This window comes from SAR86 cluster bacterium, from assembly GCA_029268615.1.
Lineage (GTDB): Bacteria > Pseudomonadota > Gammaproteobacteria > Magnimaribacterales > Magnimaribacteraceae > JAQWNM01.
Map to the genome: position 1 here is coordinate 62,147 of JAQWNM010000009.1, position 13,327 is coordinate 75,473.

At 35.3% G+C, this 13,327-nt stretch carries 13 protein-coding genes and 1 tRNA gene; 5 read left to right on the top strand and 9 right to left on the bottom strand.

Annotated features, from left to right (window positions below; all coding sequences use genetic code 11):
* Positions 1-11 precede the first annotated feature (11 nt).
* Positions 12-548, top strand: a complete 537-nt coding sequence (locus P8J93_04000) for a nuclear transport factor 2 family protein (protein ID MDG2060966.1) — start codon at positions 12-14, stop codon at positions 546-548.
* A gap of 41 nt (positions 549-589) precedes the next feature.
* Here the strand turns inward: P8J93_04000 and P8J93_04005 are convergent, their stop codons facing one another.
* On the bottom strand, positions 590-1,414 hold the full coding sequence (locus P8J93_04005; protein ID MDG2060967.1) for a GTP-binding protein: 825 nt from the start codon (positions 1,412-1,414) through the stop codon (positions 590-592).
* On the bottom strand, positions 1,411-3,078 hold the full coding sequence (locus P8J93_04010; protein MDG2060968.1) for an amidohydrolase family protein: 1,668 nt from the start codon (positions 3,076-3,078) through the stop codon (positions 1,411-1,413). Before P8J93_04010 ends, P8J93_04005 begins: the two co-directional genes overlap by 4 nt.
* Positions 3,079-3,226: 148 nt before the next feature.
* Between P8J93_04010 and P8J93_04015 the strand changes: the two genes are divergently transcribed.
* Both P8J93_04015 and P8J93_04020 read left to right on the top strand, forming a co-directional pair.
* Positions 3,227-4,540, top strand: a complete 1,314-nt coding sequence (locus P8J93_04015) for a cytochrome P450 (GenBank protein MDG2060969.1) — start codon at positions 3,227-3,229, stop codon at positions 4,538-4,540.
* A gap of 5 nt (positions 4,541-4,545) precedes the next feature.
* On the top strand, positions 4,546-4,959 hold the full coding sequence (locus P8J93_04020) for a hypothetical protein (protein MDG2060970.1): 414 nt from the start codon (positions 4,546-4,548) through the stop codon (positions 4,957-4,959).
* 27 nt (positions 4,960-4,986) lie between these two features.
* Here P8J93_04020 and P8J93_04025 read toward each other — a convergent pair whose 3' ends face one another.
* From P8J93_04025 to P8J93_04035, 3 genes are read right to left on the bottom strand one after another with little or no spacing between them, the layout of a single operon-like run.
* Positions 4,987-5,889, bottom strand: coding sequence for a biotin-dependent carboxyltransferase family protein (locus tag P8J93_04025; protein MDG2060971.1), 903 nt, complete (start codon positions 5,887-5,889; stop codon positions 4,987-4,989).
* Complete coding sequence (pxpB, locus tag P8J93_04030) at positions 5,879-6,586, bottom strand: 5-oxoprolinase subunit PxpB (GenBank protein ID MDG2060972.1); 708 nt, start codon at positions 6,584-6,586, stop codon at positions 5,879-5,881. The genes P8J93_04025 and pxpB overlap by 11 nt, the downstream gene beginning before the upstream one ends.
* Entirely contained in the window at positions 6,579-7,352 is a 774-nt protein-coding gene (locus P8J93_04035) for a LamB/YcsF family protein (protein MDG2060973.1), read from the bottom strand. The genes pxpB and P8J93_04035 overlap by 8 nt, the downstream gene beginning before the upstream one ends.
* Before the next feature lie 72 nt (positions 7,353-7,424).
* Here P8J93_04035 and P8J93_04040 point away from each other — a divergent pair, with 72 nt between their 5' ends.
* Positions 7,425-8,672: an ACS family MFS transporter gene (locus P8J93_04040; GenBank protein MDG2060974.1), complete on the top strand. Its 1,248-nt coding sequence runs from the start codon at positions 7,425-7,427 to the stop codon at positions 8,670-8,672.
* 4 nt (positions 8,673-8,676) lie between these two features.
* Here P8J93_04040 and P8J93_04045 read toward each other — a convergent pair.
* Positions 8,677-8,754, bottom strand: a tRNA-Val gene (locus P8J93_04045).
* A 291-nt stretch (positions 8,755-9,045) separates the two neighbouring features.
* Here P8J93_04045 and P8J93_04050 point away from each other — a divergent pair.
* Positions 9,046-9,513, top strand: coding sequence for a thioesterase family protein (locus P8J93_04050; protein ID MDG2060975.1), 468 nt, complete (start codon positions 9,046-9,048; stop codon positions 9,511-9,513).
* A gap of 60 nt (positions 9,514-9,573) precedes the next feature.
* Here P8J93_04050 and P8J93_04055 read toward each other — a convergent pair whose 3' ends face one another.
* The 3 genes from P8J93_04055 to P8J93_04065 form a co-directional block, all read right to left on the bottom strand.
* Positions 9,574-10,842: an Sb-PDE family phosphodiesterase gene (locus P8J93_04055; GenBank protein MDG2060976.1), complete on the bottom strand. Its 1,269-nt coding sequence runs from the start codon at positions 10,840-10,842 to the stop codon at positions 9,574-9,576.
* Positions 10,843-10,883: 41 nt separating this feature from the next.
* Positions 10,884-11,867 (bottom strand): MBL fold metallo-hydrolase, encoded by a 984-nt coding sequence (locus P8J93_04060; GenBank protein ID MDG2060977.1) that lies wholly within the window; start codon positions 11,865-11,867, stop codon positions 10,884-10,886.
* A gap of 171 nt (positions 11,868-12,038) precedes the next feature.
* On the bottom strand, positions 12,039-13,259 hold the full coding sequence (locus P8J93_04065) for an acyl-CoA dehydrogenase family protein (GenBank protein ID MDG2060978.1): 1,221 nt from the start codon (positions 13,257-13,259) through the stop codon (positions 12,039-12,041).
* Positions 13,260-13,327: the final 68 nt, after the last annotated feature.

A 13,327-nucleotide genomic window follows, 5' to 3' on the forward strand; every position in this document is an offset into this window, starting at 1 on the left:
GGGAGAAAGTAATGAAAGATCATCTAGAATTGGCGGCTGAAAAAATAGCCATTAGCGATGTTGTCTACAAGTATTGCCGGGCAATTGATAGATTAGATCGAGAACTATTGGAATCTGTATTTCATGAAGATTCTGTTCACCATCACGGATCCTATGAAGGTCCATCTGCCCAATTTTGCGACTTTGCCTTCGACATTCTTTCCAAACTAGACCAATCTCAGCATTTAATCGGAAATATTCTCATCGAAGTTGATGGAGATTTTGCATGGTCTGAATCCTATTGGACGGCCTATCATCGCATTGCTAAAGGGCTTGAATCTGATGCAGGATTTATTGGAAAGCATGATGTCACCATTGATGAAGACGTGTTTGTTGGCGGTAGGTATATCGATAAATTCGAAAAAAGAAGTGGGGAATGGAAGATAATTAAAAGACAAGGGATTCATGACTGGACTCGATTTGAGCCGGCTTGTGATAAAGGCGAAGTAAACGATGAAGGCCCTAAAGGAATGCGTGACCGTAGTGATCCAGCCTACCAAAGAAATTAAGATTTAATATAATCTACTCTAATCAATATTAAACAAACCAATTACGTAGATTGAAAGTTTATCGGTTTTGTTGAAATAAAAATCAGTCTAGTTTGCGTTTGATAAGTGCAGGGAAGAAATTTACATCCACTCTTATTCATTTGCACTAACCATGATTTTTCTTGTCGATCTCTTATCCAGCCTTTTGCTCTATGTATATATGGATTACTCGACAAAAAGTCTTCCAGTTGGTCTTTATCAATTGATTCTTTAGAAATTAAGCTGCATGTTTTAAACGCGAAGTGATTTTTTTGAAAATTACCCACCTCTTTCTTTGAAAAAAAACTATCTTGTATGAATTCTGGATAATTTTGAATTTCTTGGTCCTTATAAATCTCAGAATTTAATTCTAACAACTTCTTCTGTATGCCATCTTTATATCTATTTAATACTATTCTATCGGCTTGAATTAATTGATCTTTGACAGTAGTTTTTACATATTTATCATGCAATAAACTTTCAATACTTTGGCCATCAACAAGAGATAAGATGCCATTCAAAGAAAACCCTGGCCAACTAAGACCATAATTAGCAATTTTGACAGGTATAGCAACACCGCTTGCTTCCAGCAATACCCCTGATATATCTTTGTTTTTAATACTCTCTAGAGCCGCACCTGTGTCATCATTTAATTTGCAACACACACAGCCATTGGCAAGAGAATAGGTTAAGCCATCATCATTTTGGATTAAATCATAGTCTATAGCTAGATCCCCAAAATCATTCACAAGAATGCCTAAAGGAGATTTAGTTTCCTTCAAGACTTTATTTATGAAAGTAGTCTTACCTGCGCCCAAATATCCAGCGACAATTGTTATGGGTATCATGATGATTTTATATCAAAGACCTTTCCTTCAAATACAGTGGCTTCAATTCTAATATCTTTAATGTCTATAGGATTTATTTCCAATGGATCTTCTGCAAGCACTGTAAAATCTGCTTTTTTACCTGCTCTAATACTTCCAATCTCATGATCTAGACCTAAAACTCTAGCAGCATTTATAGTAATAGCCTCTAGGCCTTGTTGGGGAGTTATGCACTCCTCTTTTCCCATAACCTTGCCCTTCTCATTTATTCTATTTACTGCCACCCACATACTCATTAAAGGTTGTGCAGGCGCCATCGTAAAATCAGAATGGAATGTGGTTGTAATACCTTCCCTGAAGCTTGTCCCAATTCTTGCCATGGATGAAGCTCGTTCAAAGCCAACAGAATTATTGGCATAAATATTAGATAATTCATGAAGATAATAAACATTTGCAGAAATATTTGCTCCAAGCTTTGCCAATTTATGTACTTGTTCAGGGGTAGAAAATCCAAAATGTTCTATAGTAAAACCATGATTAAAACGTGGTCTTTCAAATTGCATTTTTTCCAAGACATCAACTGCTAATTCCAAACCTAAATCACCAGTGACATGGACATGAATTGTATAACCTTTGTTCCAATAAACCCTTGTAGCCTCTTCAAATTGTTCTGGTGTACTTAACCACTCCCCTTGATGCCCATCTATATAGCCTGGATCAAGCAATTGAGCAACTTGGGAAAAAAATGCTCCATCAGTAAATAGTTTTACTCGTTTTCGAAACTTTAATCTATGCTTATTCCGTTCAGGTAATTTAGCAATTATCGCTTCCGCCTCAGAAGTTGTTGTAGTTCCGGACAAGGCTATTGATTGGGCTACAAGCTCCACCCTAAAGGGTGTCTCTTTGTTATCATAAAGGGCCATTTGAGATTGGACTTCAGTTTCAAAGTCAAAAAGACCCACCGCCATATCAGCAATAGTGGTTTGACCCCCAAAATGCACCACTTGCTTAAGTTTTGTAAGTCCTTCTTTAAATACTTCAGGTGCTAATATATAAGGATTTAACTTTTGAATGGCATAACCCAGACCCATTTCAAAGAATCTACCTCGCTCAAAATCAATTTGACTTAAATCTTTTACATCAGACTCTTTTATCCCTAAAAATTCTAACGCTCCATCGTTCATGCAAAGTTCATGAAAAGACCTATTCCAAACAATTAGAGGCCTCTCTGATTCAATGGTGTTTAATCTTGATTTAGATATAGGTCCATGCCAAAGCTCATGATGACCCCATGTAATGAAAAGTTCTTGATGCGTAGGATTGACCATAGCCTCTGTTAAGCGTTGATCAAATTGATCTTCGGAAGTTGTTGCTGGAATAGTTCCCCAAGGCATCCTCCATTCCATGGCTGTAATGAAATGCATAGGTAGCAAAACTGCTGCCATAGAAGGATGAAGATGTGGATCTATGAGTCCAGGTACTATGATTAAATCTGTAAATTGATCATCGATAACATGATTGTTTCTACTTAACCAAGGTTGCATAGATTCTAATGTGCCTGTCTCTAAAATTTGGCCATTTCTTACAGCTACTGCATTAGCTCTAGGTAGTGATGGATTCATGGTAATTATACTCTTAGCCGTGAATACTTTAATGGGTTGATCTTCTTTTATAGCTTTGCTCATTATTTTTCTTAGATTAGTAAATCATACTTTTGTCAAAGATAAAATATATATGAAAATGCCAGTTAATAATGCATCCACTTGCAATCAATTAAATTTATTATTTTGTTTGTGATATTAGTTATATAACTAATATACTGAAGGAATAGAGATGAATAGTAAATTACCTAATCATGACTTAAGTGAAATGAAATGCCCAATGTCACTTAGTGATGTTGATCTATTTGCTCCAGGTGCTCAAGAACACTGGTATGAAGCTTATGAGATTCTTCATAACGAAGCTCCCGTCCACATAATCCCTGGAGAAGGCACTACTGCTGAGCATGATGCTTTTATTCTTTCCAAACATGAAGATATTTCTAGAGTTGTAAAAGATCCCGAACGCTTTCCACCTGGTACCATTCAACCGTTAAAAGAAATGGCTGAGGTTTCAGAAAAAGCTAGATCAAAAATGAATGCAATGTTGGTTTCTATGCTTACGCTAAGGCCTAATATGGATCTTTGGAGGGCGCATAGACAAGAACTGACAGACCCTTGGGTAGGTCCTGGAGCTAAACGACACAAAGAAATGATCACCAAGACAGTCAATGAAGTCATTGATAATTGGATTAATAAAAATGAAATAGATTTTGTTAGTGAATTTGCAAGACCCATTCCTCAAATAGTTCTTGCTAATGTACTGGGATTTCCTCTTGAAGATATTCCTCTCCTAGCGAAATGGGGTGAAGCTCAAGTCGCTCCATATGTATATGGTAAAGGACATATGAATGTATTATCAAAAGAGCAAGCTGACGAACAATTCAAACTCCTTGATGGTTTTAAAGAATATGTTCAAGAACAAGTAGAAGATAAACGGAAAAATCCAAAAGATGACATGATTACTTTCTTAACTGAACTAACCTATGAAGCTTTGGGTAGAAAACTAACAGATCCTGAGATCAATGGTGTAGTTTACGCAATGGTTATAGGTGGCCTTGAAACTACTCAATATGCTATTGAACAGCAAGCTCAACTTATATGCGAACATGAAGGACTATTCACTAAGTTAAAAAAAGATAGGGGTCTAATTAGGCAATTTACTGAAGAAGCCATGAGAATGCGCTCTCCAACTCAAGGATTATCTACCAGAGAAACTAGTCAAGATGAAGTGTTCCAAGGAGTTAAAGTGCCTAAGGGCTCTATCTTGCATTTAAGATGGGCATCCGCTAACGTTGATCCTGACGAATTTGAATGCCCTATGGAACTTCGACTAGATCGAAAAGCGGTCACTAGACATCTTACATTTTCAGCCGGCCCAAGAGTTTGTCCAGGAGCAGGAATATCTAGATTGGAACAAGTTATAGCATGGAATTGTATCTTTGATAGGCTAGATGAAATGAGTTATGCAAAGAATAATAGCTTTATGCATCAACCAGGAATCATGCTTGGCACGCTGGAATTAAATCTGAACTTTAAAAAGACCTAAAAAATATGGCGACATTACTAGCTCACATTAAGGTAGTTCAAGGAAAAGAAGAATTCTTTGAGGACTTGTCTAGGGAATTATTTGAAAAGACTCACACAAATGAAGATCAAGTAATACATTATGAATATTGGCGAGGTCGAGATAGAGGTACTTATTATGCCCTGCTGGCATATCCTTCTTATTTAGATTTTATGCTAACCCATCAAATAACCGATCATCATGAAGAAGTGACAGCAAAATATGATGGCGTAATTGATGATATTGATCTGGAGTGGATTGACCCAGTTGATGGAGCTTCAAAATTAGGGCCTACCGACATTCAGGAAGTACCATCGGACTCTCCTGAATTAGCCTTACAATATGACAAAGATCATGCAGTCCTCTTTCAAGAGTGGTGGAATTTATTGAGAAAGAAATAACCTCTATATCTGACAGGCAATAGAAACTTAAAATACTAGCTGTTTACTAGCTTCTTCAATTGTTATATTTATAAAAGAGATTTTATCGTTAGGCCTTAATTGCCCTATTATTGGATGATCAATTTCTGCTATCTGTAAAATCCTTGGATATCCTCCAAGAGTCTGAGCATCACATCCTAAAATTATAGGTAATCCATTTTCTGGACATTGAATGGTGCCGGTATTTACTGGAGCACTAAGCATATGATACTTATTATCAAATTGTAAATTAATTCCTTTAATCCTTGTCCCCATCCTACTGGTATCATTAGTAACGAGGTAATTACTCTTAAAGATAGTTTCCTTGGATTCATCTGCAAGTAAATTAAATTCTGGCCCTACTAGCACTCTTATTTTCCATTCATTTTGATAAGAATGTACTTGATTTATATCTATGTTCTCTTCTCTAGAAAGAGTAAGTTCACAAGGTTGTGTTTTTAAAGTAAAGCCTGCTTGCAATGCTAGCCCATTAATACCTCCTAGCTGTGCAGGTAAATAAGTGGAGTAACTTTCTAGAAAAGAATTACAAATTATATCTTCTGAAAAAGCGATATAACTTCTGCACCCGGTTGAACAATTGCTTAAAGAAAGCACATCATTCTCCTTCACTTTATAAGGCACATTGTTCTCAATAAAATTATTATTTATTCTAGACTCCATATTAGCTCCCGTTATAACAAAGGTAAGAGGTTTTAAAAACTTTAAAATAGGTCCTGTTAAAGTACATTCAAGTACTGGAGAATTAAGATTCTTCTTTAAAAGCTGGTTTGCAAGCTTCATAGAGAATTTATCAGCTGCTCCTGATTCTGGAACTCCCATATGCCGCCATCCTATTCTTCCCATATCTTGGACAGTTGTCTGCAAACCTGGAGAAATTATTTTAATAGTCATAAGACTCATTAACCTTAAAATTTTTAAATTCATCTTTATCAATAGGTTCAAACTTAACTTCCATCCCTGGCAGAATAATAAAAGGATTTTTCTTCTTTTGATTAAAAAGACTCAAAGGTGTTCTGCCTATAATCCTCCAGCCACCAGGACCTCCCAAAGTATAAATACCAGTTCTATTACCTGCTATTCCTACAGATCCAGGAACTAAGTTAACTCTTGGCTTTGCTAACCTTTCTATCATCAACTCTTTTGGTAAGTCTCCTAGGTAAGCAAAACCTGGCGTGAACCCAATCATTTTTACTTTATAGGTAAGGCTAGAATGTAAATTTATAATATCCTGACTTGATAAAGAGCTTTGAATTTTTAAGTCTTGGAGATCATAGGCAAATTCTTCTGAATAACAAATAGGCACTCTTAGGACAGTGGCCTCTTTTTTTTCCTCTAAATAATTAAAATCTTTTATTTGTTTTTCTAAAGTCTCCTGAGATTTACCCTTGGAATTATTGAATAAACTGTATTTAACAATAAGAGAATCTTCACCTGAAACAACCTCTATCCAATGATTTGAATTCCTTAAGTATTCCGACAATGAGAAAAAAAAATGGCTCATCTCTATGCCGTCAACAATCTCGTATAATGAAATTAAGAAAATATTTTCTGAAAAATCAGAAATTTTAAGTGAGGCTGAACTAATCAAAAGAAATTTTTTGAATTTTGATATCTTCTTCTATCAGCATATTACTCACACCCTTTATAAGCTCTAAAGAATTTTGGTTGTCTCCATGGAAACACAATGTGTCTGCATGTAGGCTAATTTGTTGATTATTGTCGGTTGTTACTTTTTGATTAACTGCTATGTCTCTAGCCTGGTCGATTTGTTCTTCGATTGATTCCAAAATAGCGCCATGAGTTCTGCGATCCACAAGGCTATAATCCTCTCTGTACCGACGATCAATAAAACCCTCTGAAATGAAGGAAATAGATGTCTTCGCTACCTCATTTTCTAATAGAGAGTTCATTGGTCCGATAATGGCTAACTTCCGATCAATAGATTCAACAATATGAATTAGTAAATTTGTAAGTTCTTCTTTTTTTGCTGTTTCATTATAAAGAGCACCATGAAGCTTAATGTGTCTTACTGGTATAGATAAATCATCAGCAATGTCTAAAAAATTTTGAATCTGTAGTCTTAAAGAAGTATCTAAATCTCCTAATGAGATATTCATTTTTCTTCTTCCAAAGTTTTCTTTATCTGGATAAGAAGGATGAGGACCAACAGCAATATCATATTTATTGCATTCCTCGAGAATGAGCCTAATACTTATCTCATCGCCTATATGTCCGCCACAGGCCACACTGCAGGAACTAATATATTTCAAAATTTTCAGTTCTTTAGTAAGTTGACTGTCATTTTGAAACTCTCCTAAATCCGCATTGATATCTATTGAATTTTTTGATTTCATAAGAAGAAGCCTAATTAATCTCGATTATTAAGATATTTAAGTAAATCATACCAATCAATGCTTTAATAAGTAATGCCCGTAAGATTTAATATTGTTTTTCTTTCTGTTCTTGCCGTCTTCATTTGTTATATAGATAGAGTCAATATTTCTATTACCATCATTCCAATGGCTAAAGAATTAGGGTGGGACTATGAAAGAATAGGCCTAGTATCGGCTTCTTTCTTTGTGGGTTATATTGTGACTCAAGTTCTTGGAGGTTATTTATCAGACAAGTTTGGAGCGAAGCAGGTACTTGGATATGGATTAATTATTTGGTCTATATTTACTATCTTAACACCCCTAGCTTCTTATATGAGTTTTACTTTACTCATTCTTGCCCGAATAGGAATGGGATTAGGAGAAGGTATAACCTTTCCTGCATGGCATAGTCTTTATGCTAGATGGATTCCTGTTGGAGAAAGGTCTAGAGCTGTCGCATTGACTAATAGTGGACTTTTCATTGGGACGGTTTTTGCACTTATCACAACACCTATAATTGTCATAAATCTTGGATGGGAGTGGGCTTTTTATCTCTTTGGAGGCATTGGGTTTATTTGGTTCTACTTTTGGAATAAATATGTCACTTCAAACCCCAGAGAACATGCAAGCATATCTAAAGAGGAATTAAATTTAATAGAGGAAAATGCTCCTACAAATGAAGAAGCAAAAAATCCTCCGTGGAAAATTTTATTGACTAACAAAGCTTTATGGGCAATCGCAGTAGCTCATTTTTGCAGCAATTATTCACTCTTTGTATTTCTTGCCTGGCTCCCTATATTTATTAATCAAGGATTAGGAGTTGAATTTTCTTCTGTAGGCCTTCTGGCTATGCTCCCACACCTCACTTCTTTTATATTTCTAAATATAGGTGGTTTTTTTGGTGATTTCCTTTTAAGCAAAGGTATCAAACTCTTAACAGTTAGGAAAGTTTGCAACACTTTAGGGTTTGGAGGAGCAGGTATATGTCTTGCACTGGTTCCCTCCTTTGAAACAGTAGCTTCAGTAATAACTATTATGTGCATTGGAAATGCATTTTCTGGCTTCGCTGCAGGAGGATTTATAGTCAATCACGCAGATATTGGCCCTAAATACACTGGTACTTTAATGGGAATTACTAATATGATTGGAGCTATTCCAGGAATAATTGGTGTTTATTTATCTGGTCTAATTCTCAACGCAACTAATTCATGGGATGCAGTTTTTTATGTAGTTTCAGGTGTAATGTTCTTTGGTATGATTTTCTATTTCTTTTTTTCTAGTGTAGAAAAGCAATTTGACTAAACCTTGGTAGACACGAGTGGACTCGAACCACCGACCCCCACCATGTCAAGGTGGTGCTCTAACCAGACTGAGCTACGTGTCTAATGTTTGCAGGAAGAAATAGGTCTAATCAACTCTCTGAATCTTCTAAATAGAGTGAAAAAGAGTTAAATAATACCAATAATAAAATAAAGCTAGATTTACTAATTTTCATAATACATATCCTTTTGTCTTCATTGATCTATTAAAATCAATATTACATTAAATCATTCATATTTTTCAAATACTTGTAAAGTTTAAGTATCTTTAATTATTAATCTAATGTATTTTCAGGCTATATTTTAGGGTACTAAGTTATTAATTTAATTAAACGTCTCATAATAAAAGGATTGATATGAAAAATAAATTTCCATATAAATGTGATGCAGTGACTGTTACTAATGAAATGTGTGATGTAAATGGTCATATGAATGTTGTTTATTATGCACATATATTTGAAGATTGTTGCAGCGAACTATATGCAGATATGGGCTTTACTGAAGACTACTTTAATCAAGGATTTTCAAGTTTTACCTTGGAGATGAATATTAGATATCTTAAGGAATTGAAGGAAGGAGACAAGGCCTTTCCATACTTTAGATTAATAGATGTTGGCCCCAAATTAATCCATTACGGAGGAGTCATATTAACTGAACATGGAGAATTATCTGCAACAACTGAAAATATGTTAGTGCATATTGATATGAAAGTTAGAAAATCATCTGCGATGCCCGAACACTTACTAAGTCATTTGATAAAAATGCAAGAAGAACATTCAAAAACAGGGGAATTAGATTTTGAATTAAGATTAAAAATTAAGTAACTGAAAGGTCTAAATAAACTTTCTTTGCAGATAAGTCCAACAAGATATTTAATTTTTAAATTAAATATTTATCTTGAAATTAATTATAGGATTTTTGTCCGGCTCTATAAGGGCATTAAGAACTAAAAAATCAAGCTTAATATCTTCTAATTGTTTTAAAGTTTTTACTTGAAGTTCCATTTCTCCTTCACTTGGCAATACTATTAAATTTGTATGCTTTATAAAAGAAAATGCCGATTGGTTTTGAATTTTTAGCTCAGCTGATGATTTATTCCTAATGGACACAGTCAATATTGATGTTTCTTGATTTACATCCATTTGCGTTCCTTCTCTGTAACCTAAAGATTCAATAGAAATCATTGATTCAAGTAAAGGTACTAGATTTTTTTCTTTGCCTATAAGAATATCTTTAAACCAAACTACTGTTCTGCCATTAAACAATGCGTCTCTAATGGCAGGCTTTGTTCGTTCTTTAGCAAAAATAAGTGTGACCGGCCTATGCTCTCCTTTTCTAGTCTGATAATCCCATTCTATTAAATTATGCACATCTGATGTTCCAATTAAAGTCAGGTTATTATTCAAACCAATCTCTAAAGCTTCTTCAGAAAAAGTATCTTCATTAACGATCTCTATTCCATGAAGTTGATTATTCTTGATAAACTCCTTATGCAAATCTGATAAGCGAGCAACCCCATCTGAGGCTTGAGAGGTCCACATTGGATGATTCCAGAAAACAAAGGCACCTTGATTATTTGCTTCCAAGACGGCTTCTTCAACAGGCCATATGCTTGCAAGAGCATAATGATTGGCCATAGGCATATCCTGTTCCCTAAGGTCAAACCCAAATCCCCCTTCTTCTATTAATTTTTGTGCTTTCTTTTCATTTCTTTTATCTAGATTTAAAAGTTTGTTTGAATCCTTTAAGAAAATAGCATTCATATGCCCAGGAGGCATACTTCGGGTTATTTCTGATCCTGAAAGAACTATAAGATTACTAGTAGAAGAGGCCTCAACAGCTTCAAGATACGAAGCATTCCTATCTTTATTTGGTATGTATGCAATGTGAGGTTGATACTCTAAATGCTCAGTAATAGCTAATATATCCAAACCATTTCTTAAAGCTTCCTCAACACGCACATTGGGCCAAACATGGCCATCGGAAAATACTGAATGAGTATGCAGGTCAGAGACTAAGGTTATAAAACCATCGGTATTTGGAAAAATAATCTTTCCCTCTAATTCTTGATCTTTTGAAACACTTCGCACAGTGCCATGAGACCAGAGAGAATTACTTAAAATTAGTACCCATAAAATAACTAATCTGATCATAAATTTATCTCACCATATATATATTTCAATAGGCTTAAATTTCACTTTTTCATAGAGACATAAGCTCTGTCGGCAAAGGCTTTTGAAGCTGACATTCCGGTTGCACCATCAAAAGGACTGGATGGAAATAGATCTGAAGCTGGATCTACTGAGACCACTTCTTCTAACGTCATACCCTGATCTATTAACTTAGCAATTCTATCTCTTGCTGTTTCCATCTTAGAAACATACTCCTCTAAGTCTTGGATAGTTGAGACTTCTCCATGACCTGGCACAACAATTGTTTCTTCATTAATTATTTCCATTACTCTTCTTATAGAATAAATCATTCCATCAATCGTACCTCCATTTCCTGCATCTATGAAAGGAAGACCAGTAAGGTTAGCAACATCTCCCATATGAATGACGTTGGATTCTTTAAAGTATATAAAACTGTCCCCTGTGGTATGAGCAGGACCAAAATGCATAACTTCTATAGTATGACCATTTAAATTTAAGGTCATTACATCTGAATAAGTTATTCTAGGTATAGCTAATTGCTCATAAGGTTGCTGGGGCCATGCTATCCCAACCATATCAATATTAGCTCCTTGCCTAAAGTAATCCATAGAATTCTCATGAGCAATAATATCTGCTCCTAAGGGACCAAAAGCTCTATTCCCTTCAGCATGATCAAAATGAAAATGAGTATTTATCACATAATCTACTGAACTACCACCCATCTTCTCTATCTCTTTTAGAATTGTGTCATACACTTCTGGAAACTGACTATCAATTATTAAGACGCCATCCTCTCCTACAGATACAAGGATGTTGCCTCCGTATCCAAAGATGACATTTAGGCCATCTTTTAGTGATTCAGTTTTTAATAAAGATGGATCAAATCCTAGCCACTGGAATTTCTCTAAAGTAAAATTTTGCTCATCCGTATACGCATTTAATTCTGGTACTGGTCCTAACTTACTATCAACATCACAAGAAGTCAGAAATATTATGAATGACATAATTGAAATAATTCTTTTCATATTTAGCTCCATGTACTATAAAAATCTGGATTAATCGTAACTAATTTAACAAAAATTCTAAGCTAATAAGAGACTAAAATTACCCAGATGAAAATACTATCTCATCATATTGATCATAGTTCAAATAATTGATAAATACCCTGCCCTTATTTCAGAGCAGGGTTTATATTTTTAATTTATTGGATGCTTCTTTAGCTCTTCTTTAGCTACTGTTCTTCTATGCACTTCATCAGGACCATCAGCTAGTCGTAATGTTCTCATATGTGCCGCCATGCTTGCTAATGGGAAGTCTTGACTTACTCCACCTGCTCCATAAATCTGAATTGCTTTATCAATTAGCCTTTGAGCCACGATAGGCACATGGACCTTAATCTGAGCAATATCACTCCTAGCCTCTTTATTGCCTAACTTATCCATCTTATCAGCAGCATTTAAAGTAAGAAGACGAGATGTCTCAATATCAATTCTGCAATCGGCAATGACATCAAAATTTCCACCTAATTCAGCTAGAGGCTTTCCAAAAGCTACTCTAGATTGAGATCTTTCGCACATCAATCTTAAAGCTCTTTCCATAACCCCAATAGTTCTCATGCAGTGATGAATTCTACCTGGTCCTAATCTTCCCTGAGCAATTTCAAAACCTCTTCCCTCTCCAAGGATCATATTTTCCTTTGGAACTCTAACATTCTTAAACTCTATCCTTCCATGACCGTGGGGCGCATCATCATAACCAAATACATGCATCATTTGCTTAAGCTCTATTCCCGGTGTATCCATAGGGACTAATATCTGAGATTGTCGGGCATGTTTTGGATTGTCTGGATTTGTTACACACATAAAAATAAGAATTTTGCACCTGGGATCTCCAGCTCCTGAAGTCCACCACTTCTCTCCATTTATTACATACTCATCTCCTTCTAATACAGCAGAAGAAGAAATATTAGTTGCGTCAGAAGAAGCGACAGCAGGCTCAGTCATGGCAAAAGCTGACCTTATCTCACCCTCTAGAAGGGGTTTTAACCATTGATCTTGCTGCTCTGGGGTTCCATAGCGAGCGAGCACTTCCATATTTCCAGTATCCGGAGCAGAACAATTAAATATTTCTGAAGCAATACCAGAAGTCCCCATTAGCTCACATAGAGGAGCATAATCTAAGTTGCTCATACTTTCACCCATAGGATTCTCTGGTAAAAAAAGGTTCCAGAGTCCTTCTGATTTAGCAATCGCTTTCTTATCTTCTATAATTTTAGGTATCTGCCACCTATTTCCCTGTTCGGTAAATTCTTTCATTTGAGTTGCATAGATTTCCTCTGATGGATAAATATGCTCCTCAAGAAAAGAAGAAATTCTAAGTTGAAGCTCCTTCGACCTGTCTGAAAATTTAAATGCCATTATTTCTCCTTCTTAAATGATTTGTTAAAGTTTTAAATAAAATTACTATAATAAGTTTTACAGATGGT